The 21,895-nt window shown below is 69.4% G+C and carries 21 protein-coding genes; 13 read left to right on the forward strand and 8 right to left on the reverse strand.

Annotated elements, in window-relative coordinates; genetic code table 11:
- Nucleotides 1-2 precede the first annotated feature (2 nt).
- Nucleotides 3-1,856 carry a potassium transporter Kup gene (locus OWC43_RS09405; RefSeq protein ID WP_393958531.1) on the forward strand — a complete coding sequence of 618 codons (1,854 nt, stop codon included), beginning with the start codon at nucleotides 3-5 and terminating at the stop codon, nucleotides 1,854-1,856.
- A gap of 9 nt (nucleotides 1,857-1,865) precedes the next feature.
- Here OWC43_RS09405 and OWC43_RS09410 read toward each other — a convergent pair whose 3' ends face one another.
- From OWC43_RS09410 to OWC43_RS09425, 4 genes are all read right to left on the reverse strand, one after another.
- Nucleotides 1,866-2,168: a hypothetical protein gene (locus tag OWC43_RS09410; protein WP_393956466.1), complete on the reverse strand. Its 303-nt coding sequence runs from the start codon at nucleotides 2,166-2,168 to the stop codon at nucleotides 1,866-1,868.
- 414 nt (nucleotides 2,169-2,582) lie between these two features.
- Nucleotides 2,583-3,803, reverse strand: coding sequence for an HPP family protein (locus tag OWC43_RS09415; protein WP_393956467.1), 1,221 nt, complete (start codon nucleotides 3,801-3,803; stop codon nucleotides 2,583-2,585).
- A gap of 263 nt (nucleotides 3,804-4,066) precedes the next feature.
- Nucleotides 4,067-5,317: a formyl-CoA transferase gene (gene frc, locus OWC43_RS09420; RefSeq protein WP_137829732.1), complete on the reverse strand. Its 1,251-nt coding sequence runs from the start codon at nucleotides 5,315-5,317 to the stop codon at nucleotides 4,067-4,069.
- 93 nt (nucleotides 5,318-5,410) lie between these two features.
- Complete coding sequence (locus tag OWC43_RS09425) at nucleotides 5,411-5,872, reverse strand: PAS domain-containing protein (RefSeq protein ID WP_137829731.1); 462 nt, start codon at nucleotides 5,870-5,872, stop codon at nucleotides 5,411-5,413.
- 171 nt (nucleotides 5,873-6,043) lie between these two features.
- Here OWC43_RS09425 and OWC43_RS09430 point away from each other — a divergent pair, with 171 nt between their 5' ends.
- The 10 genes from OWC43_RS09430 to OWC43_RS09475 all read left to right on the forward strand — a co-directional run bounded on the left by OWC43_RS09430 (nucleotide 6,044) and on the right by OWC43_RS09475 (nucleotide 15,414).
- Nucleotides 6,044-6,487, forward strand: coding sequence for an OsmC family protein (locus OWC43_RS09430; RefSeq protein ID WP_137829730.1), 444 nt, complete (start codon nucleotides 6,044-6,046; stop codon nucleotides 6,485-6,487).
- Between the two features lie 34 nt (nucleotides 6,488-6,521).
- Nucleotides 6,522-6,878, forward strand: coding sequence for a YybH family protein (locus tag OWC43_RS09435; RefSeq protein WP_393956468.1), 357 nt, complete (start codon nucleotides 6,522-6,524; stop codon nucleotides 6,876-6,878).
- Nucleotides 6,879-7,110: 232 nt separating this feature from the next.
- On the forward strand, nucleotides 7,111-7,485 hold the full coding sequence (locus OWC43_RS09440) for a helix-turn-helix domain-containing protein (protein ID WP_171015471.1): 375 nt from the start codon (nucleotides 7,111-7,113) through the stop codon (nucleotides 7,483-7,485).
- Nucleotides 7,486-7,661: 176 nt separating this feature from the next.
- Entirely contained in the window at nucleotides 7,662-8,390 is a 729-nt protein-coding gene (locus OWC43_RS09445; protein WP_137829727.1) for a LuxR family transcriptional regulator, read from the forward strand.
- A gap of 214 nt (nucleotides 8,391-8,604) precedes the next feature.
- Entirely contained in the window at nucleotides 8,605-9,222 is a 618-nt protein-coding gene (locus OWC43_RS09450; protein WP_137829726.1) for an acyl-homoserine-lactone synthase, read from the forward strand.
- A gap of 74 nt (nucleotides 9,223-9,296) precedes the next feature.
- Nucleotides 9,297-9,515 (forward strand): hypothetical protein, encoded by a 219-nt coding sequence (locus tag OWC43_RS09455; RefSeq protein ID WP_137829725.1) that lies wholly within the window; start codon nucleotides 9,297-9,299, stop codon nucleotides 9,513-9,515.
- A gap of 53 nt (nucleotides 9,516-9,568) precedes the next feature.
- The gene (locus OWC43_RS09460) at nucleotides 9,569-10,006 is read left to right on the forward strand and encodes a hypothetical protein (RefSeq protein WP_393956469.1); all 438 of its coding nucleotides are present in this window, start codon (nucleotides 9,569-9,571) and stop codon (nucleotides 10,004-10,006) included.
- 79 nt (nucleotides 10,007-10,085) lie between these two features.
- On the forward strand, nucleotides 10,086-11,792 hold the full coding sequence (locus OWC43_RS09465; RefSeq protein WP_393956470.1) for an efflux RND transporter periplasmic adaptor subunit: 1,707 nt from the start codon (nucleotides 10,086-10,088) through the stop codon (nucleotides 11,790-11,792).
- 10 nt (nucleotides 11,793-11,802) lie between these two features.
- Complete coding sequence (locus OWC43_RS09470; protein WP_393956471.1) at nucleotides 11,803-15,009, forward strand: efflux RND transporter permease subunit; 3,207 nt, start codon at nucleotides 11,803-11,805, stop codon at nucleotides 15,007-15,009.
- A gap of 48 nt (nucleotides 15,010-15,057) precedes the next feature.
- Nucleotides 15,058-15,414 carry a hypothetical protein gene (locus tag OWC43_RS09475; protein ID WP_393956472.1) on the forward strand — a complete coding sequence of 119 codons (357 nt, stop codon included), beginning with the start codon at nucleotides 15,058-15,060 and terminating at the stop codon, nucleotides 15,412-15,414.
- Nucleotides 15,415-15,430: 16 nt separating this feature from the next.
- Here the strand turns inward: OWC43_RS09475 and OWC43_RS09480 are convergent, their stop codons facing one another.
- Complete coding sequence (locus tag OWC43_RS09480) at nucleotides 15,431-15,949, reverse strand: hypothetical protein (protein WP_393956473.1); 519 nt, start codon at nucleotides 15,947-15,949, stop codon at nucleotides 15,431-15,433.
- Nucleotides 15,950-16,186: 237 nt separating this feature from the next.
- Between OWC43_RS09480 and OWC43_RS09485 the strand changes: the two genes are divergently transcribed.
- Complete coding sequence (locus tag OWC43_RS09485) at nucleotides 16,187-17,287, forward strand: PA0069 family radical SAM protein (RefSeq protein WP_393956474.1); 1,101 nt, start codon at nucleotides 16,187-16,189, stop codon at nucleotides 17,285-17,287.
- Between the two features lie 12 nt (nucleotides 17,288-17,299).
- On the opposite strand, the gene OWC43_RS09490 is transcribed toward OWC43_RS09485, so the two are convergent.
- The 3 genes from OWC43_RS09490 to OWC43_RS09500 all read right to left on the reverse strand — a co-directional run bounded on the left by OWC43_RS09490 (nucleotide 17,300) and on the right by OWC43_RS09500 (nucleotide 20,006).
- A complete protein-coding gene (locus tag OWC43_RS09490) occupies nucleotides 17,300-17,938 on the reverse strand; it encodes a ribonuclease HII (RefSeq protein WP_393956475.1) in 639 nt (212 codons plus the stop codon).
- A gap of 121 nt (nucleotides 17,939-18,059) precedes the next feature.
- Nucleotides 18,060-19,178: a glycosyltransferase family 4 protein gene (locus OWC43_RS09495; protein WP_393956476.1), complete on the reverse strand. Its 1,119-nt coding sequence runs from the start codon at nucleotides 19,176-19,178 to the stop codon at nucleotides 18,060-18,062.
- Between the two features lie 9 nt (nucleotides 19,179-19,187).
- On the reverse strand, nucleotides 19,188-20,006 hold the full coding sequence (locus OWC43_RS09500) for a UDP-2,3-diacylglucosamine diphosphatase (protein WP_137829716.1): 819 nt from the start codon (nucleotides 20,004-20,006) through the stop codon (nucleotides 19,188-19,190).
- A gap of 655 nt (nucleotides 20,007-20,661) precedes the next feature.
- Here OWC43_RS09500 and OWC43_RS09505 point away from each other — a divergent pair.
- Nucleotides 20,662-21,870, forward strand: a complete 1,209-nt coding sequence (locus tag OWC43_RS09505; protein WP_137829715.1) for an aminotransferase class V-fold PLP-dependent enzyme — start codon at nucleotides 20,662-20,664, stop codon at nucleotides 21,868-21,870.
- The last annotated feature ends 25 nt before the right edge of the window (nucleotides 21,871-21,895 follow it).

Below are 21,895 nucleotides of genomic sequence, written 5' to 3' on the forward strand. Positions count from 1 at the left end.
GGTTGCTGCTGGCCACCCTCGGCGTCGTCTACGGCGATATCGGCACCAGCCCGCTCTACGCGTTCAAGGAGGCGGTGCGGGCGGCGAGCCACGGGGAGCCACCCACGGCGGTGGCGGTGACCGGCGCGGTCTCGCTGATCCTGTGGTCGCTGATCCTGATCGTCTCGGTGAAATATGCCGTCCTGATCCTGCGCGCCGACAACAAGGGCGAGGGCGGCATCGTCGCGATGCTCGCGCTCCTCGGAGCCCGCCACGCCGAGGCCGGCACCCGCCAGGGGCTTCTCCTCGTCGTCGGCCTCGTCGGCGCCGCGCTCCTCTACGGCGACGGGGCGATCACCCCCGCGATCTCGGTGCTCTCGGCGGTGGAGGGGCTCAAGGTCGATGCGCCCTCCCTCGACCGCTACGTCGTACCGATCACCCTGGTGATCCTCGTCGGCATCTTCCTGGTGCAGAGCCGGGGCGCCGCCTTCATCGGGTGCATCTTCGGGCCGGTGATGCTGGTCTGGTTCGTGGTGCTGGCGCTCCTCGGCATCGGCGGCATCCTCCAGGCGCCGCAGATCCTGCGGGCGATCAATCCGCTGGCGGCGGTGGAGTTCGTCGGTCATGCCGGGCTCGGCGTCGGCTTCGCCATGCTGGGGGCCGCCTTCCTCGCCGTCACCGGCGGCGAGGCGATGTATGCCGATCTCGGCCATTTCGGTGCCAAGGCGATCCGGGCCGCGTGGTTCGGCCTCGTGCTGCCCGCGCTGATGATCCATTATTTCGGTCAGGGCGCGATCCTGCTCGCCGATCCCTCCGCGGCGGAGAACCCGTTCTACCGCCTGGCACCGGACTGGGCACATTACCCGCTGATCGGGCTGGCGACCCTCGCCACCGTCATCGCCTCGCAGGCGATCATCTCGGGCGTGTTCTCGCTGACCCAGCAATCGGTGCAGCTCGGCTTCCTGCCGCCGATGCGTGTCGTCCACACCGCGCCCGACGAGCGCGGCCAGATCTACGTGCCGACGGTGAATTGGCTCTTGGCCGCCGCCACCCTCGCGGCGGTGGTGATCTTCCGTTCCTCCGACGCGCTCGCCGGCGCCTACGGCATCGCCGTGTCCCTCCTGATGGCGATCACGACCCTGCTCGCCGCACTCGTCGCCCGCAAATGGGGCTACGCCCTGCCCGCCGTCATCGCGGTCAACGGCTTCTTCCTCCTGATCGACCTGATCTTCCTCTCGGCCAACAGCGTGAAGATCGTCGAGGGCGGCTGGTTTCCCCTGGTGCTGGCCGGCGCGGTCGCGTTCCTGATGCTGACTTGGCGCAAGGGCAACCATTGCATGGAGGAGGCGCGGATCAACCAGCGCCCGTCGGAGGCCGACTTCATCGAGCGCCTGCGCACCGACCCGCCCATCACCTTGCCGGGCTCCGCCGCCTTCCTGTCCTCGGCCACGCACGGAATCCCGCTGCCGATGGTGCGGGTGGTCGACCGTCTCGGCGCGCTCCATACCCGCGTCCTGATCGTCACCGCCCTGTTCGAGGAGACGCCGACCGTGCCGCCGAGCGAGCGGGCGGAGGTCAGCGCGATCACCCCCGACATCCACCGCGTGATCCTGCGCTACGGTTTCATGCAATCCGCCTCGGTCCCAGAGGGCCTGCGCTGCGCGGTCGCCTCGGGCCAATTGCCGGAGGATTTCGTCGAGGACCTGACCGTCTTCGTCGGACACGAAACCATCATCCCGGTCTCCGACCGCCACGGCATGTCGGATTGGCGCGAGGCCCTGTTCGCGGTGATGCAGAACAACGCCGAGCGCACCGGTGCGCATTTCTGCGTGCCAGCCTCTCAAGTGATCGAGATCGGGACCGAGATCGAGATTTGAGCCCGAGGCTCAATCGTCCGGCTGTGCCTTCATCCGCAGCTGCGAGGCGACGCATTCGCGCATCGCATCCTCGATTCGGGCCTTCTGGGCGTTCGCGTAGCCCGCGACTTCGTCGATGCATTTCACGAAATAGCCGGCGGTGAAGCTCTCGTTGACGGCGACGAACGATTTGCCGAAGCGGCTGGCGAGCTGAAGGCGGTCCATCGCCGAGCTTTCTCGCCAGGCTTGCAGCGTATCGGTCATCGACAAGGCCTGGGCGGCGCCCGGCATCAGCAACACGATGGTGAGGGCGGGGATGATCAGACGGTGCATGTGCGAGATTGTCCCGGAAGAATTTTCTGATTTTCCTGGCTAAGTTCGACAGTTATGCCTATCCAAGAAGGAATTTTAATCTTGATTTTGCAATAGTATAACCTGCATCGACGCGTGCAAAGGCCGATCTTCGGTGCAAATTTCTTAATTTACCCTGGGATGATGGTGCTTGGTCGCGGCGCGATCCATCTCGCGGCCTGATTGCGAAAGCCGAGCCGACGTCTCGGTCCTGCGAGCGATCACGCCTGTGAGACCCGTTTCAAATCCTTCATCTCATCACATCCCCTCATCCTGAGGTGCCGCGCGAGCGGCCTCGAAGGAGGGCTCCAGGGATCGCGCGATTCGCTGGAGGCCTCTTTCGAGGCTTCGCTTCGCTCCGCACCTGAGGATGAGAGTGAGGGCTCGCCGGAATCTCTAGGCCAACCCGGCGGCGAGATCGGACGGGACCGGGTCGCCCGGTTGAGCCCGCTTCGCCGAGCCGGGGCGCGACGACTCCGTGCCCGTGCGATGGGCCGCCTCGGTCAGCAGGGTCTCGATCAGGTCGGATTGGGCGACGACGCCGCACAGGCGATCCTCGGGGCCGATCACGGGGAGATGGTGGTGCCCGCCCCGTGCCATCCGGACCGCGACTTCGGCCAAGGTCATCTCCGGGCGCAGACACATCACCTCGGTCGTCATCACATCGGCGGCGCAGCCATGGGGGGCGCGGCCCCGGCCGAGCGTCAGATGCCAGCGACGGGCGAGCCCGAGGCGGGGGCCCTTTCGATCCCACTCCGCCTTGTCCATCAGGTCGGTCTGGGTGAGGACGCCGAGCACGTGGGCGTTCTCGTCGGTGACCGGAAGCATCTTGATGTGATGCCGCCGCAGCAGCGCCAGCGCCTCGCTCAGCGGCGCCTCGGGGGCGATGGCCACGACGTCCCGGGTCAGGATGGAGGCGCAGGTCTCCGGGCCGGAGCGGCGGACCAGGGCGCTGAGCTGAGCCCGGCGCAGCAGCGCCTCCAGGTCGCCCCGGCCGATATCGAGCACCTGATCGAAATCTTCGAGCGCAGCGTCGATGTCTCCCGAAGTCAGGCCCATGGCGGAGGCGGGCGCCGGGGTGGCGGGCGCCGAGGCCGGCGCATGCGGATAGGACCGGCCGGTCAGGTTGTTGAACGCGACCGCCACCGTCAGGATCAGCAGGGAATTCGCGCCGACCGGCCAGAGCACGAAGCCGTAGCCGAGATCGTGGATCGCGGGGCCGCCGAGCACGGCGGTGAGGGCCACGGCGCCGCTCGGCGGATGCAGGCAGCGGAAGGCCATCATCAGGCCGATGGCGAGGCCGCCCGCGAGCCCGGCGGCGATGAGCGGGTCGGGCACGAGGCCGGCGATGGTGACGCCGACCAGGGCCGCGATCAGGTTCCCGCCGATGATCGACCAGGGCTGGGCCAGGGGGCTCGACGGCACCGCGAAGAGCAGCACGGCGGAAGCGCCCATCGGGGCGATCAGGGCCGGGAGGGCGCTGCCGGTTCCGATCGACGCGCGGGCGATCAGCCCGGTGCCGAGAAGCCCGAGGAGGGCGCCGCAGGCGGCCCGCAGCCGCTCCCGATTGCTGACGGGGGCCTGCTGCGGCAGGAGGCGACGAAGGACGACATTCACCGGCACGGGTCACCGCAGGCTTGGGGCTGGAGGACGCAGCCCGAAGGGATGAGCCGGCTCTCGGCGGAAAGCCGGGACGTGCGAGGAGAGGGCAGACGGCTTCCCCCGCGTGAGGCGCCCGGCCCGTAGGCCGGACAAGAAAGGCCGGACCGTAAGGAGGGCGGTCCGGCCAAGTCACACGGAGGAGAAAAACAGCCCGGACCTAGGTCCGGTCAAGCACTTCCGGGGCGGATCACCGTCCCGGAAGAATCATGGTCGAGAACTCAGACCGCGCGGGCCTCGTGCATCGCGGCGATCTGCTCGGAGGTGTAGCCGAGGCTGGCGAGAACTTCGTCCGTATGCTCACCGAGCAGGGGCGAAGCCTTGATGTCGACCTTCATGTCCGAGAACTTGATCGGCGAGCCGACGGTCAGGTACGAGCCGAGTTTCGGATGCGGGACCTCGACGATGGTGCCGCTGGCGCGCAGCGACGGATCGGCGGCGATCTCCTTCATCGACAGCACCGGCGAGCACGGGATGTCGAACTTGCGCAGGATGTCGACGGCCTCGAACTTGGTCTTGTCGGCCAGCCAATCCTCGATGAAGGCGAAAATCTCGAAGATCTTGTCCTGGCGGGCGCGGGCGGTGTTGTAGGCCGGATCGTCGATCCACTCGGGCTTGCCCAGCGCCTTGCAGATCGGGGCCCAGGCGTGACCCTGGATGGTGAAGTAGATGTAGGCGTTCGGGTCCGACTGCCAGCCCTTGCACTTCAGCACCCAGCCCGGCTGACCGCCGCCGCCCGCGTTGCCGCCGCGCGGCACCACGTCGGAGAACTCGCCGTGCGGATATTGCGGGTATTCCTCGAGGTAGCCGATGGCGTCGAGGCGCTGCTGGTCGCGCAGCTTCACGCGGCAGAGGTTGATGACCGAGTCCTGCATCGACACGGCGACCTTCTGGCCCTTGCCGGTCTTGTTCTTGGCGTGCAGCGCCGTGAGGATGCCGATGGCCAGATGCATGCCGGTGTTGGAATCACCGAGGGCGGCGGCCGACACGGTGGGCGGGCCGTCCCAGAAGCCGGTGGTCGAGGCGGCGCCGCCGGCGCACTGCGCCACGTTCTCGTAGACCTTCAGGTCCTCGTAGTGGTGGCCGTCGGAGAAGCCCTTCACCGAGGCGAGGATCATGCCGGGGTTGAGCGACTGGATATGGGCCCAGGTGAAGCCCATGCGGTCCAGCGCGCCGGGGCCGAAATTCTCGACCATCACGTCGGATTCGCGGATCAGCTTCTCGAGCACTTCCTTGCCCTGGGGCGTCTTGGTGTCGAGCGTCAGCGACCGCTTGTTGGAGTTCAGCATCGTGAAGTAGAGCGCGTCCGCATCCTCGACATGGCGCAGCTGATTGCGGGTCACGTCGCCGGCGCCGGGGCGCTCGACCTTGATCACGTCCGCGCCGAACCACGCGAGCAGCTGGGTGCAGGCGGGGCCCGCCTGGACGTGGGTGAAATCGATGATCCGGATCCCGTCGAGCGGCTGGGACATTGCGGCATTCTCCCTATGACGACTTCGTTGGAGGTTGTGTGAAGTCTTGAAACGAAAGGTCTTGTTCTTGTTGTGAGATGCACCCGCCTGGGTTCAGGCGAGCACGAGGGTGCCGAGCGCTTCCTCCAGCTCCGCCATCCGGCGGCGCAGGCGGCGCTCCTCCTCGAAGCGCTCGGTCTCGTCGCGGATGACCGCGACGATCCCGTCGACCTCCCCGTCGGCCCCGTGCAGGAGCGAGACGGTGAAGGCGATGGACAGGGTGTGCCCGTCCTTGTGCAGGGCCGGCACCTTGAGCAGCGTCGTCCCGTAGCGGGTCTGCCCGGTCCGCATCGTCTTGGCGTAGCCATCCCAGTGGCGCCGCCGATGGCGCTCCGGGGTGATGAGGTCGAGCGTCTCGCCCATCGCCTCGGCTTCGCTGAAACCGAAGATCCGTTCGGCGGCCGGATTCCACGTGACGATCCGGCCGTCCGCGTCGGAGATCACCACCGCGTCCCCCAGGGCCGTCACCAGCCCCGAGACATCGACGGCCGGTGGTGGGGATGTCGCCGCGGCCATGGCCTCGCGCTCCTTCCTTATCCGGGTCTGCCGGGAGGAAGCGGGCTTCCTCCGGTGGCGTCTCGTTGGCATCTGGTATACCAAATACGGAAACGGGGTCAAGGTCGCGAAAGCGCTCGGCAACAAGGCCGGGGGGACGCGGTTGAGACTGGCGGGGAGAGAGGAACGGCCATGTCGGAACGACCCAGCATCAGCATTCGGCAGGTCGAGCGCTTCGCCTTCCGCGTCGAGTTCGGCCCCGCCTTCGAGTCGCTGCTGACCGACGAGCCGGTGCCCATCGGCGCGAGCGAGGGACCCTCGCCCGAGCAGGTGCTGATCGCGGCGGTGAGCAATTGCTTGTGCGCCAGCCTCGTCTTCGCCCTCGGCAAGTATCGTCAGGACGGCGGTGGCGTCAGCGCCCAGGCGAGCGGCCGGCTCGGGCGCAACGCGGATGGGCGCCTGCGCCTGGACGGCATCGACGTCGCCATCGCCCTCGGTGCCGAAGCGGCGGCGATGGACCGGATCGATCGGGTTCTCGAACAGTTCGAGCGGTTCTGCACCGTTTCCGAGAGCGTCAAGGCCGGTATCCCGGTCTCCGTCTCGGTCGAGGATGGGCGGGGCACGCGCCTGAAATAGCCGCCCTTCGAGCGGCGTCAGAGGGAGGACGACCATGAGTGAGACGGCTAAGGAACCGGGCGATCTGGCCCGGCTGTTCCACGCGCGGGCCAATGCCGGCGATGTCGAGGGGTTGGTGGCGCTCTACGAGCCCGAGGCCGTCCTCGCGGCGGGGGAGGTGGTGGCGACCGGCCACGACGAGATTCGGCGCTTCTACGCCGATCTCCTGGCCCGGAAATCCGACTTTCCCGCCCCCGAGACCCTGCCGGCCCTGCGCAACGGCGATCTCGGCATCACCTTCGCCCGGCTGCCCAACGGCTCGCTCTCGGTCGAGGCGGCGCGCCGGCAGCCGGACGGGCGCTGGCTCTGGGCCATCGATCAACTCAAGATCCGGCCGGCCAAGAAGGACTGAGCGGGGCGAATCGATCCGAAGGGACGGGACGTGCTGCCCGGGCAAGCGCCTCTGGGCACGACCGGGACCGGGGCGGCGCGGCGCCGGATCGGACAAAAGACGGTGAGCCGGCGCGATCGCAACGTGCCTTGGCCGGACAACGTGCGGCTGTGGGCTTGCCCTCGACGCCGGCTTGCCCACTCTGTCCGCAGCGCCGCGGGTCCCGACCCCACGGGGTGTAAAGGAGACGGTGTTGAGGGGCGTAAGGGAAGACGACCTGGCGATCGGGCTGCGCATCAAGGCAGCCCGTCGGCGCCAGGGACTTGCGCTCCGGGACCTCGCGCTGGCCGCGTCCGTGACGCCCGCGCAGATGGAAAAGTACGAGAGCGGGGCGAACCCGATCTCCGCCGCGCGCCTCGCCACGCTCGCCGAGCATCTCGGGATCAGCGCCGACGATCTTCTGGGCCTCGGCAGCGTGGAGGCTGCGGCCCCGCTCGTCTCGGAGGAAGCGCAGATGCTGGCCGAGGCCTTCGACCGTTTGCCGCCGGGCCAGCTCAAGGAGGGCGTCTACCGCCTCGTTTTGGCGGCGGCCGCCGACACCGTAAAGCCGCGCTGCGACCCGCACTGATCCGGTGCCGAGGCGGATTTCATCCAAGACGGTGAGCTTGGCCGGTCAATCCTCGGTTGGATTTGTGAATTCCTGCCAAGACGGGCTAGAAGGTCTGAGAATTGCTTGAAAACGGGCGTGACTTCGGTGCGCCGCTTCCTGATCCGGTCGGGACTGCGGAGGATCTTGCTCTCGTCATGAAGCGCGACATCAGCCTCACCGAGACCCTCGACGTCCTGGCGGCGGCGCCGGACCTCGACGCGCTCAACCCGCTGCTGCTCGACCTGCGCGACGCCTACGGGCTCGCCAACATCGTCTACCACGCCACGCACCTGCCGGCCTGCCTGCAGCCCAACCCGATCCTGATGCTGTCCTACGATCCCGGTTGGGTCAGTCGCTATGTCGGCGAGGATTACTTCGCCCTCGATCCGGTGGTGCAGGCGGGGCGGAGCGGCTTCCTGCCGATCGACTGGGACGGCCTCGATCGAACCTCGATCGGTGCGCGCCACGTGTTCAAGGAGGCCGACAGCTACGGCGTCGGGCGCCGCGGCATCACCATCCCGATCCGCGGTCCGAACGGGGAGCGGGCGATCTTCACCCTGACCTCGAACATCACCCTGGACGAGTGGGAGCGGAAGAAGCCGTCCTATCTGCGCGAGTATCACGCCGTCGCTCATTTCTTCCATGAGCGGGCGGTCCAGCTGAGCGGCCTGCGCGCCGCCCGTCCGCCGCGCTTGTCGCGGCGCGAGCAGCAATGCATCCAGCTCCTCGCCCTAGGGCGGCAGGCCAAGACCATTGCCTTCCTGCTGGAGATCTCCGAACCTGCCGTGCGGCTCTATCTCAAGACCGCCCGGCACAAGCTCGGCTGCGCGACCATGACCCAACTGGTCGCCCGCGCCATCGCCCTCGATCTGATCGACGCCTGATCGATCCGCCGCCGGGCAGGACCCGGCCGATCCGTCGCCTCGTCGCCGTCCCTTCATGGGGTGGCGCCCTGCCGCGTAACGCGTCCGAGCGAGCGCCGAACGGGGCCTTCCGGCCCGTTTGACATCAGCTCGACGGCCCGTCGATCTCTCAATTTCGATAGATTGTCGAAGGCCGGGCCTCCGGGAGATCTCCTGATCACAGGAGGTTTACCCGATGATCAAAATTTTCTCCGGCGCCGACCGCGACCGATTTTCTCAAGATTTCGACCAGATGTTCCGGGCCCGCGCGGCGATCTTCAAGGATCGTCTCGGCTGGGAAGTCGATGTCGAGGACGGTCTTGAGATCGACCGTTACGACCGCTGCGACGACACCGTCTACCTCGTCGCCTCCGATGCGGACGGTCACCTCACCGGTTCGCTGCGCCTCCTGCCGACCACCGGCGACACGATGCTGCGCCACGAATTCTCGGATTTCTTCGACGAGCCGGTCGATGTCGAGAGCCCGACGGCCTGGGAATGCACCCGCTTCTGCGTCCACCCGCCCCGCCGGGGTATGCGGGCGGAGGCGATGCGCACGGTCTCCTCGGACCTGCTGATCGGCCTGTGCGAGCTCTGCCTGAACTCGGGCATCGAGCACATCGTCGGCCTCTACGACGAGCGGATGACCCGGATCTACCAGCGCATCGGCTGGACGCCGGACCCGCTCGCGGAATCGCGCTCCCACCGAGGCCACCTCATCGTCGGCCTGTGGGAGGCGACGCCCCGCGCCCTCGACCGGATGCACGCGCTCTCGTCGCGCGGCCGCACCCTGCCGGTGCAGCAGGCCGCCTGAGCCGGTCTCCCCTGAAGCGCATGCCGCCCGCCAGCGCGGGCGGCCCCCCACGCCGACCCATCACGGATGCGACGATGCCGCCGAACGCTGTCGAACAGGCGAAACACTTCTTCCGGACCTACGCGGACACGGTCATGCCGCTGCACGAGGCCCTGGTGCGGGCCTGCTGCGCCGAGGCCGAGGTGCCCGAGGACCTCGCCCTGATCCTCGAAGATATCGGGCACGATTACGTGGCGCTCTCGAACCTCATCAACGAGGCCCTGCAGGCGCGCCGCGTCCGCGAGCCGGCGTGAGACGACCCGGACGCTCTGGAGCCGAGCCCCGCTTGTGCTATGAAGGCGGTGTGATGCGCGCTCACCGCCCCTTCTGGCATGCGCTCGCCGCGATCCTGCAGATCGCGGCGCTGCTCGCGCTGTCGATCGCCGCCCCGGCCCATGCCCGAGCCCATGCTCCGGGCATCGGGGTGAATCACGTCCATGCATCCGTCGATGCGCACGCGCATGCGAACCACGCCGGGATCGACTGCGCGGGAGCCCATCACGGCCCCCATGACGGCGCCCATGCCGTGAAGGCCGGCTCCGACGCATCGGCACCGGCCGGCGACGGCCATTCGGGGCAATGCTGCGGGCTGCATTGTCCGTTCCACATCCCCTTCGTCGGCGTCGCCGACGTGACCGTGGCGCTCCGCTGGAACACCGAGCGGGCCTTCCGGCGCCCGCGCGACGCGGCCTTCGCCAGCGTCGTTCCCGAAACGCTGCCCGAACCGCCCCGATCCTTCGCCTGAGAACGGCGCGCCGATGCGCGCCTTGCGCGGCCGCCCGGCTGGGCGCCGCGCGTTCCCGCTCGCGAAGGATCGACCTCTCATGCGTGTTTCACTCGCCCCGCCCCTGCGTGCGACCGCACTGCGCGCGGCGATCGTGGCGCTCGGCCTCTGGGCCCAGACCTCGACCGCCCACGAAGGCCACGACCACGGCTCCGACACCCCACCCGCCGCCGCGGTGAGTGCCCCGCGGGGGGCATCGAGCAGCGAGAGCCTCGAACTCGTCGCCATTGCCCGCAACGGCCGTCTCAGCGTCTTCCTCGATCGGGCCGGCACCAACGAGCCGGTGACCGACGCGGCGATCACTGCCGAGACGCCGGAGGGGCCGGCGGACGCCGCGGCGATGCCCGACGGCAGCTACGGTTTGTCTGCCCCTTGGAGCCTGCATCCCGGCGAGCACGAGGTGCTGTTCACGGTCAGGACCGGGGGGGCGAGCGACATCTTTCCGGTCTCCCTCACCGTCCCGGAACCGCCCGCGCCGTCCACCGCCGGTCCCGATGCCTGGGCGCTGGGCCTCGCCGCAGCCCACGACTTCCGCCGTCATCTCGAGGAGGCCGATCCGCTGCCCTTCGCGATCGGTGGCGCGGGCTTCCTTCTCGGAATCGTGGTGACGCTGCTGATGCGCGGACGTCGGCGGGGCCCGGCCGCCGCCCTCGTCGTGTTCGCCCTCGCGCTCGCCCTGGCGCCCAAGGCCTTCGCCCATGAGGGGCACGAGGGCGGCGGAACGCCGATGGCCGCGACGGGCGGTCAGGATCTCGCCCGGCGCATGCCGGACGGCGCGATCTTCGTGCCCAAGCCCACCCAGCGGGTGCTCGCCCTGCGCACGGTCGTGACCGCCTCCGACACCCTGAGCCGCACGGTCGAGCTTCCGGGCCGGATCATCCCCGATCCGAGTGCCAGCGGCGTCGTTCAGTCCTCGGTGGGCGGGCGGCTGTCGCCGCCGGAATCCGGCCGCTTCCCGCGGCTCGGAACGCGGGTGACCAAGGGCGAGGTGCTGGCCTATGTCACGCCCCCGGTCCAGGCGGTGGACGTGTCCGACATGCGCCAGCGCCAGGGTGAGCTGGACCAGCAGATCGCCATCACCGAGCGCCGGGTCGAGCGCTACCGCAAGCTTGCGCCGGGGGGCGCGGTCTCGCAGGTCCAACTCGACGACGCGCTCGCCGAGCTGAAGGGGCTGGCCGACCGCCGCGCCGCCCTCGATGCCATCCGCCAGCATCCCGAGGCCCTGACCGCCCCGGTCGACGGCGTCGTCGCCGAGGCGAGCGCGGTGGCGGGCCAGATGGCGAGCCCCGGCATTCAGGTGTTCCAGATCGTCGAGCCGCGCCGCCTGTGGGTCGAGGCGCTGAGCTTCGACGCGCTCGCCACCGGCCAGGATGCCACCGCGCGGCTCGCCGACGGCCGGACGCTGCACCTCGCCTTCATGGGGGCGGGGCTTGCCGACCGCAGCCAGGCGGTGCCGATGCATTTCTCGATCGAGGGCGCCCCGCCAGAACTGCGCACCGGCCAGTTCGTCACCGTGCTGGCGGCCCTCGACACGCAGCAGACCGGGCTTGCGCTGCCCCGCACCAGCGTGGTCCGCGGCGGCAACGGCCAGAGCCTCGTCTACGAGCACACCGCACCGGAGCGCTTCGAGCCGCGCGAGGTGAGGGTCGAACCCCTGGATGCCGGCCGCGTGCTGGTGGTCTCCGGCGTAGCCCCGGGCAAGCGCATCGTGACCCAGGGGGCCGAACTCCTCAATCAGGTCCGCTGAGGAGGTCGCCGTGTTCACGCTCCTCGTCTCGCAATCGCTGCGCAACCGCGTCCTCGTCCTGGCGCTCGCCGCCGTGCTCGTCGTCTACGGCGCCTTCACGGTGACGAAGTTGCCCGTCGACGTCTTCCCCGATCTCAACCGGCCGACCGTGACGATCATGGCCGAGGCCGAGGGGCTCGCCCCCCAGGATGTCGAACAGATCGTCACCTTCCCCCTCGAGACGCAGATGAACGGCCTGCCCGGCGTCGCCCGCGTCCGCTCGGTCTCGGGCGTCGGCCTGTCCGTCGTCTATGTCGAGTTCGACTGGGGCACCGACATCTACCGCAACCGCCAGCAGGTCGCCGAGCGCCTCGCCATGGTGCGTCCGCAACTGCCCCCCGACGTCACGCCGATGATGGGGCCGATCTCCTCGATCATGGGGCAGATCGTGATGGCGGCGCTCAGCGGCGGCTCGGTCTCGCCGATGCAGTTGCGGGAACTCGCCGATTTCACCATCCGGCCCCGCCTCATCGCGATCCCCGGCGTCGCCCAGGTGATCCCGATGGGCGGCGAGGTGCGCCAGTTCCGGGTCGCGCCCCAGCCGACAGCCCTGCGGGCGCTGGGCGTCACCTACACGCAGCTGGAGACGGCGCTCGCGCAGTTCGGCACCAATACCGGCGGCGGCTTCACCGACCAGTATGCCCGCGAATACCTGATCCGGAATCTCAGTCGGACCATGAATCTCGACGACCTGCGCAACATGGTCGTCGCCACCGTCAACGGACGGCCGATCTCCCTGCGTCAGGTCGCGGACGTGTCGTTCGCCGCGAAGGTGAAGCGCGGCGATGCCGGTTACATGGGCGCGCCCGCCGTCGTCATCTCGGTGGAGAAGCAGCCGGGCGTCGACACCGTGCGGCTCACCCGCGAGATCGAGGCGGCCCTCGCCGACATCACCGGCAGCCTCAATGCCTGCGGTTCCGCCACGACCGAGGCGGCCGGCGAGGCCTGCGCCTTCAAGGGCGTGCGCGCCGATCGCCTGATCTTCCGGCAGGCGAACTTCATCGAGACCTCGATCCGCAACGTCGAGACGGTCCTGATGGAGGCGGTCGTCGTGGTGGCCGTGGTGCTGTTCGCCTTCCTCCTCAACCTGCGCACCACCGCGATCTCGCTCGCGGCGATTCCGGTCTCGATCCTGGCCACCGCCATCGTCTTTCATCTCGCCGGGCTGTCGATCAACACGATGACGCTCGGCGGCCTCGCCATCGCCATCGGCGAACTCGTCGACGATGCGGTGGTCGACGTCGAGAACATCTTCCGCCGCCTCGGCGAGAACCGGAGAGCCGGCAATCCGAGAAGCGTCTTCGCCGTGGTGGTCTCCGCCTCGAACGAGGTGCGCTCGGGCATCGTCTACGCCACGATGGTGATCGTGCTGGTCTTCGTGCCGCTCTTCGCGCTGTCGGGCATCGAAGGTCGGCTCTTCGCGCCCCTGGGGCAGGCCTATATCGTCTCGATCCTGGCGAGCCTGCTCGTCTCGATCACCCTGACGCCGGTGCTGGCCTATTATCTCCTTCCGGGCTTGAAGCGGTTGGAGGGGCACGAGAGCGGCCTGATCCGGCTGCTCAAGCGCCTCAACGCCGCATTGCTGCGGGCCCTCCTCGGCCATGCCCGGCCCGTGATGGTCTCGGCCGCCCTCGCGGTGGCGGCGGCGGGCCTCGCGGCGGCCTTCCTGCCGCGGGCCTTCCTGCCTCCCTTCAACGAGGGCTCGTTCACCGTCACCATGGCCTTCAACCCCGGCATCTCGCTCGCGGAGAGCGACCGGATCGGTGGCGTTGCGGAGCGTCTGCTCCTGGAGATGCCCGACGTGAAGTCCATCGGTCGCCGCACCGGCCGGGCCGAGCTCGATGAGCATGCGGAGGGGGTTCATTCCTCCGATCTCGAGATCGACCTGAAGCCCGGGGCACGGCCCAAGCCCGACCTCGTCGCCGAGATCCGCGACCGCCTCGCGGTGCTGCCGGTCTCGGTCAATGTCGGGCAGCCGATCTCCCACCGCCTCGACCACATGCTCTCGGGCGTCCGCGCCGAGATCGCCCTGAAGATCTTCGGCGACGATCTCGACACCCTGCGCAGCCTGGCCGAAGACCTTCGGCGACGGCTCGGCACGATCCCCGGCATCGCCGACCTTCAGGTCGAGAAGCAGGTGCTGATCCCGCAGCTCGAGATCCGCGTCGACTATGCCCGCGCCGCTCTCTACGGGGTGCAGCCCGCCGCGCTGATCGAGCAGCTGAGCCGGCTCTCGAACGGGCAGGTGGTGTCCCGCGTGGTGGACGGCACCCGCCGCTTCGACGTGGTGATGCGGCTGCCCGACGCGATGCGCACCACGCAGCGCCTCGGCGACCTCCTGGTCGAAACGCCCTCCGGCTGGGTGCCGGCGCGTCAGATCGCCGATATCCGCGAGACCGACGGGCCGAACCAGATCCTTCGCGAGAACGCGCGGCGGCGCATCGTGGTGCAGGCCAACAGCGTGGCCGGATCCGATATGGGGGCTATCGTCCAGGGCATCCGCCGGGAGATCGCGGCGACCGCGCTCCCCAACGGCTACGCCACGAGCCTGGAGGGCGCGTTCCAGGCGCAGGGGGAGGCGAGCCGGACGATCGGCCTGCTCTCGCTCCTGTCGCTCGCGCTGGTCTTCGCGCTGCTCTACAGCCGCTACCGCTCGGTGGTGCTGACGCTGATCATCCTGGGGAGCATCCCCCTGGCGCTGATCGGCTCGGTGGCGGCCCTATGGCTCGCCGGCCAGCCGCTCTCCGTCGCCTCGATGATCGGCTTCATCACCCTCACCGGCATCGCGACCCGCAACGGCATCCTCAAGGTCAGCCACATCCTCAACCTCGCGGTGTTCGAGGGACTTCCCTTCGGCCCGGACCTCGTGATCCGCGGCAGCCTGGAGCGGCTCGCGCCCGTCCTGATGACCGCGCTCGCGGCGGGCGTCGCCCTGGTGCCGCTGCTGATCGGCGCCGATGCGCCGGGCAAGGAGATCCTGCATCCCGTGGCGGTGACGATCTTCGGCGGCCTGATCAGCGCGACCCTGCTCGACACGGTGCTGACGCCGATCCTGTTCCTCGCCTTCGGCCGTGCCCCGTTGGAGCGCCTGCGCCGGGAGGTGCAGCGAGGCGCGTCCGACGGGACGCGAAATCCCGCATCCGAGGTCTCCGAGACCGCTCCCGCCGGAGCCTTCTGAATCCCCCTCACGCCGCTCCGAAAGCCGCTTCAGAAAAGGATCGTCATCATGCGCACCACCGTGACCGCGCTCGCGCTCGCCCTTCTCCTGTCCGTCCCGGCCCACGCCGCCGGCCCCAATGGCGGCCGGGTGACCATGGCCGACGATCACCCGGTCGAACTCGTCGTCAGCGACACCGCGCTCACCTTCTTCGTCAGCCACGAGGACGGGAAGCCGATCGATACGGCGGGGGCCACGGCCAAGGCCTATATCCAAGTCGGCGGAAAGACCGAGACGCTGCCGCTGAAGGGGGCGGCGCCGAACCGCCTGGTCGGCGATCTCAAGGCGCCCATCCCCCAGGGGGCCAAGATCGTGCTCTCGGCCAAGGTACACGGGCACGGACTTCAGGCCCGGTTCGAGCCCTGACCGAAGGCAAGCGGGATCAGGCCCGCTCCAGCCGGGCCGTCAGCGACCGTGCCGTGAGGCGAGGGGCGAAGGGGAGTCCTGCCAGGACGGCCGAGCGGCGCACCACGTCGCCGGCCCGCGGGCGGCCGACGCCGACGATGCTCTCGACCCATGCGGCGAGGCGGACGGGCGGACGGGCATGGGGGCGCCGCATCCGGCCGAGCGCCAGATCGGGCCGGGCGGTGCCGACGAAGCGGTCGAGGCTGCGGATCCAGCCCTCCGACGGGATATCGCCCGCTTCCAGGCAGAGCAGCCAGTCCCGCCTAGCGGCCGCCGCCCCCGCGCTCCACGGATCGGTCCCGGGCGGCCGGACGACGAGGCTCGCTCCGCTGCCCTCGGCGATGGTCTCCAAGGCCTCGCTCGCCGTGTCCGTAACGATCACGGCGTCGCCCACGAGCCCCGCCGCCACGCCCGCGACGAGCGCGCTCAGCGTGTCGGCGAGGCTCTCGATCGCCGCGTCGGCGGGACGTCCCACGAGGATCAGGCCGGAGATCATCGGCGCGCCAAGTATCCTGTTCCTGCCGGGATGAAGGGTCGATGCTTTCGGTGTCGCGCCGCATCGGCCTTTCTGCCAGGGCCGGCCGCTACCATTCGGGCGATGCTCTAGGCCATGCCGGCTTCACTGGCGACAGGTGTGTATTTCCGGGGATGCACGAATCTTGTGCAGTCGCGGCGTTCATGTTCATGATATGTTCCTTAGAGATACAGAAAGGGACCAGGGACGATGGGGGGTATGCCGGATGCGGCTTCGGTTCGGCTCGCCGGCAACCGCGTCGCCGCGGAGGGGCGGCGCGGGCGCGGGGCGACCGCCAACCCGGACGGTCGCTTCGAGGCGGCGCGGCGCGAGGCGTTCGACGATGGTTGGCTTCCGGACGAGGCGACGTCCCGGCGCACGGAGGTGACGGTCGAGCGCGCCCGCACCATCATCACCCGCAACGCCTCGCCGGACATCTCGTTCGACCGCTCCATCAACCCCTACCGGGGCTGCGAGCACGGCTGCATCTACTGCTTCGCGCGCCCGAACCACAGCTATGTCGGGCTCTCGCCGGGGCTCGATTTCGAGACCAAGCTGTTCACGAAGCCCGATGCGGCCGCGCTGCTGGAGCAGGAGCTGTCGGCGCCGGGATACCGGCCGCGCACCATCGCCCTCGGCACCGCGACGGATCCCTACCAGCCGATCGAGCGGGAACACCGCATCACCCGCGCGGTGCTGGAGGTGCTGGCCCGCTTCCGCCATCCGGTCGGCATCGTCACCAAGTCGAACCTGATCCTGCGCGACCGCGACATCCTCGCCGAGATGGCGGCGCAGGGTCTCGTGAAGGTGGCGATCTCGGTCACCACCCTCGATCCGACTCTGGCCCGGCGGATGGAGCCCCGCGTTCCCCATCCGGGTAAGCGCCTGGAGGCGATCGAGGGCTTGGCCGCTGCCGGCGTGCCGGTGATGGCGATCGTCGCGCCGATCATCCCCTCGCTCAACGATCATGAGATCGAGGCGATCCTGGAGACGGTACGGGCGGCGGGCGCCCGCGAGGCATCCTACGTGCTGCTGCGTCTGCCGCACGAACTGGACGACCTCGTCGGCGACTGGTTCTCGGAGCATTATCCGGGGCGGCGCGAGCACGTGTTCTCGCTGCTGAGCGGTGCGCGGGGCGGCCGAGCCTACGATGCCACCTTCGGCACCCGCATGATCGGGCAGGGCCCCTATGCCGACCTGATCCGCCGGCGCTTCGCCCTGGCCAAGCGCCGGCTGGGATTCCCGGAGGAGCCGCTGCGGCAGACGACCGAGCTGTTTCGCCCGCCGCCGCGGGTGGGGGAGCAGCTGGCGCTGTTCTGAGCCGACGGCACCTCAGGAGGAGGATGCGAGGGGGATCGATCGGTGCGGGACGCCGTCCCCGAACCGCCCCGTGAAACTCACGCGGTGATGGGGGCTGCGGCCGAGCGTCGAGAGGCCGGCGAGATGGGCGGCGGTGCCGTAGCCGGCATTGCGCTCCCAGGCATAGGCGGGGTGCCGCTCGGCGAGCCGGCGCATCAGGTCGTCGCGAAAGGTCTTGGCGACGATCGAGGCGGCGGCGATCTGCGGCACGAGCCGGTCGCCGCCGATCACCGCGCGGCAGGGCTGGGTCAGGCCGGGGATCGTGTCGCGGCCATCGACCAGCACCGTCCCGTCGATCGACAGGCGCTCCACCGCCCGGCGCATGGCGTCGAGGGTGGCGGCGCGCACGTTGATCCGGTCGACCAGGGCCCGCGATCCGGCGGCCAGGGCCACCCGGGCCCGCGCGCGGATCAGCGGCGTCAGCGCCTCGCGGGCGGCGCGGTCGAGGCGCTTGCTGTCGTCGAGGCGGGCCAGCAAGTCGGGCGGGAAGGCGAGAGGATCGAACCACACGGCCGCGACCATCACCGGCCCGCACAGGGCGCCGCGCCCGACCTCGTCGCAGCCGATCACGGCCGGATAACGCGCGGCGAGGGCGGGATCGAAAGGACGCATGCTGTTTGGATGAACCGGGCGAGGGAATAGCGCGAGGAGATTGTGGGCGGGGACCTGTCTCGCATCCCGGCCGGTGCCGGTCATCCCATGAGCCCCGAAAAAGCGGAGGACGACGCTCCGCTCAGGCGAACCGCTTGCCTTCGGCCTCATCCCGTCCCGTCAGGTCCGGTGGGGCCGCATCCCCTTCGTCGATGCGCCCGCCCGTCGCCACGCGCCGTCGCGCGTGCATCGGGCCGACGGCGTGGGCGAGGACGATGTTGTCGAAGAACTGGTTTGCGCTCTCGGCCCAGGTGTAGCGCAGCGCCTCCTGCCGGCAGCGCGCCCGCGGCACGTTGAGCGCCGCGAGTGCCGCCGCGCGCAGATCGGTGTCGAGGGCACCCGCGCCGGTTCCGCCGATCACGTCGAGCGGCCCGGTCACCGGAAAGGCCGCCACCGGCACGCCGCTGGCGAGGGCTTCGAGCAGCACGATGCCGAAGGTGTCGGTCAGGCTCGGGAACACGAACGCGTCGGCCCCGGCATAGGCCCGCGCGAGCGCCTCGCCCGTGAGCGCGCCGAGGAAATGGGCGTCCGGCGCCATCGCCTGGAGGCGAGCCCGGTCGGGTCCGTCGCCGACGACGACCTTCGAGCCCGGCAGGTCGAGGTCGAGGAAGGCGGAGAGATTCTTCTCAACCGCGAGCCGTCCGACCGAGAGGAAGATCGGGCGCGGCAGTCCCGGAAAGGCGCTGTCGTCGCGCGGGCGAAACAGGTCGGTGTCGACGCCGCGCGTCCAGCGCATCAGTCCCGTGAAGCCCCGCCCGGCCAGTTCCCGCTCCAGCGAGGGCGTGCTCACCATGGTGCCGCTGCCGGCCGCGTGGAAGCGGCGCAGCCACGCATAGCTCCAGGCTTCCGGCACGGGGGCGCGGGCGGCGAGGTATTCCGGGAAGCGGGTGTGATAGCTCGTGGTGAAGGGCTGCCCGAGCCGCAGGCAGGCCCCGCGCACCGCGTGGCCGATCGGGCCTTCGGTGGCGATATGGACATGGGTGGGGGCGAGCCGGTCCCAGCGGGCGAGGACCCGGCCCTTGGTGACGAGGGACAGCCGGATCTCGGCATAGCCGGGCATCGGCAGGGACGCGAAATCGGCGGGGGTGAGCAACACCGTCTCGATCCCGAGGCCGGCGCCGGCTTCCGTCATGCGCTCGATCGAGCGCACCACGCCGTTGACCTGTGGATGCCACGCATCGGTGGCGATGAGGAGCCGCATCGCGAACCGTCAGGCGACGGCGCGGCGGATATCGGCGGGCTCGTAGGCCTCCGCCGCCGCGCTCCGCTCGCGCAGCAGGGTCGGATAGTGCAGCACCTCCATCCGGCCGTCGTAATGCTCGACGATGCCGGTGCAGGATTCCACCCAATCGCCGGTATTCAGATAGGTCAGCCCCTCGATCTGGCGGTGGGCGGCGTGGTGGATATGGCCGCACACCACCCCGTCCGCGCCCTGGCGCTTGGCTTCCGCGGCCAGGAAGGTCTCGAACTGGCCGATGAAGTTGACCGCGTTCTTGACCTTCAGCTTGGCCCAGGCCGAGAGCGACCAGTAGGGGAGGCCGAGGCGGCGGCGGACGCGGTTGACCACGGTGTTGACGGCGAGCGCCGACGTGTAGGCCCAGTCGCCCAGATGGGCGAGCCACTTGGAGTGGCGCACCACCATGTCGAACTGATCGCCGTGGATGACGAGGTAGCGCTTGCCGTCCGCGGCCTCGTGGATCCGGCTCTCGGCGATCTCGACGCCGCCGAAGGTCATGCCGATGTAATCGCGCAGGAATTCGTCGTGGTTGCCCGGCACGTAGACGACGTGGGCGCCCTTGCGCACCTTGCGCAGCATCTTCTGCACCACGTCGTTGTGGTCCTGGGGCCAGTACCAGCCCGAGCGCAGCTGCCAGCCGTCGACGATGTCGCCGACGAGGTAGATCGTGTCGGCATCGACCTCGCGAAGGAAGTCGAGCAGCAGGGCCGCCTGGCAGCCCTTGGTGCCGAGATGCAGATCGGACAGGAACAGCGTCCGAACGCGGATGGTCGTCTCCGGATCCTGTGACACCAGCACCTCCGGCCTCAATCGGCCAGAGCCAAAACCCAATCCGATCTCAGTTTGATGACGGCGGACGCCGGAGACCGGAAGGATCCTTCCCGCAGCGGCCCGGGGACCCTGCGGGTCGCTCGAGGATGGCCGGGGCGAGGATCGGGCGTCGCCCGCCGGGGCTTCGCGCAGGGGCCGCCTGCGGGCCGCGCATACGAAAATCTTTTTGTTTTTCAGTTCAGTTTTTTCGGTTTTGCATCTTGCGCGAGGGGGCGCATAACGGCGGCCAAGGTCATCCGCCGCGCGCGGGCCGTCGAGGCTCGCGCGGGAGGCGCCCGCCAGAGGTGCAGGATGACCGCGACGGGTTGGGGACGCCGACGGCTATCAGCGGGAGCGCGCTTGAATGCGCCGCGAGGCTGACGCATCGAGGGCTCGGTTCTTTCGGAGGCGACCGGCGTGTCTGCACGCGCCGCGACGCGGGCGGGATCATAGCCGCTTCGCCGCTCCGGGCCGGTCGACGATCCGACATCGCAGAGTTACGGTTTCCTTCGGTGGACGCTTCGTGCGCGCCGCTGGGCCGATGACGTTTCGCGGCGGGCTCGCGCCCGCCATCCAGGATGGGCCGGCGCGCGGTCGCGCGGAGGCTGGCCCGCAAGTTTAAGCGGAGGAGACATTCATGGCGGCAACGAGACGTCCGGGACGCAACCACCTGTTCGTTCCCGGCCCGACCAACATTCCGGACCGCGTGATGCGCGCCATGATGGTGCAGTCCGAGGATCACCGTTCGGTCGACTTCCCGTCGCTGACGAAGCCGCTGTTCGAGGACACCAAGAAGGTCTTCGGCTCGACCGACGGCACGATCTTCCTGTTCCCGGCCTCCGGCACCGGCATCTGGGAATCGGCCCTGTCCAACACCCTCGCCCGCGGCGACAAGGTCCTGGCCTCCCGCTTCGGCCAGTTCAGCCACCTCTGGATCGACATGGCCCAGCGCCTCGGCCTGGACGTGATCGTGCAGGAGGAGGAGTGGGGCACCGGCGCCAAGCCCGAGAAGATCGAGGAGGCTCTGCGCGCCGACAAGAACCACGAGATCAAGGCCGTCATGGTGGTCCATAACGAGACCGCGACCGGCGTGACCTCGAATATCGGCGCCGTGCGCAAGGCCATCGACGCCGCCGGCCACCCGGCCCTGCTGTTCGTCGACGGCGTGTCCTCGATCGGCTCGCTGCCGTTCAAGGCCGACGAGTGGAAGGTCGACTGCGCCATCGCCGGCTCCCAGAAGGGCCTGATGCTGCCCGCCGGCCTCGGCGTGATCTGCGTCAGCCCGAAGGCCCTCAAGGCCGCGGAAGGCCAGTCCGGCCGCAACGACCGCCTCGCCCGCGTCTACTTCGACTGGGAAGACCACAAGAAGCAGAACCCGGCCGGCTACTTCCCCTACACCCCGCCGCTGCCGCTGCTCTACGGCCTGCGCGAGGCGCTCGCCTGCCTGTTCGAGGAAGGCCTGGAGAACGTCTATCACCGCCACGCCGTGCTCGGCGAGGCGACCCGCCAGGCCGTCGCGGCCTGGGGTCTGAAGACCTGCGCCAAGTCGCCGGAATGGAACTCCGACACCGTCACCGCCATCCTGGCGCCCGAGGGTGTGGACGCGGCCAAGATCATCAAGCACGCCTACGTGCGCTACAACCTCGCCCTCGGCGCTGGCCTCAGCCAGGTCGCCGGCAAGGTGTTCCGCATCGGCCATGTCGGCGATCTCAACGAGCTGTCGCTGCTCGGCGCCATCGCCGGTGCCGAGATGTCGCTCATCGACAACGGCGTGAACGTGACCCCCGGATCCGGCGTCGCGGCGGCCTCCAGCTACCTGCGCGAGAACCCGCTCAACAAGGCCTGATTTCAGAAGCGGCGCCGGTTCCAAC

The organism is Methylorubrum sp. POS3, assembly GCF_043352485.1.
GTDB lineage: Bacteria > Pseudomonadota > Alphaproteobacteria > Rhizobiales > Beijerinckiaceae > Methylobacterium > Methylobacterium suomiense.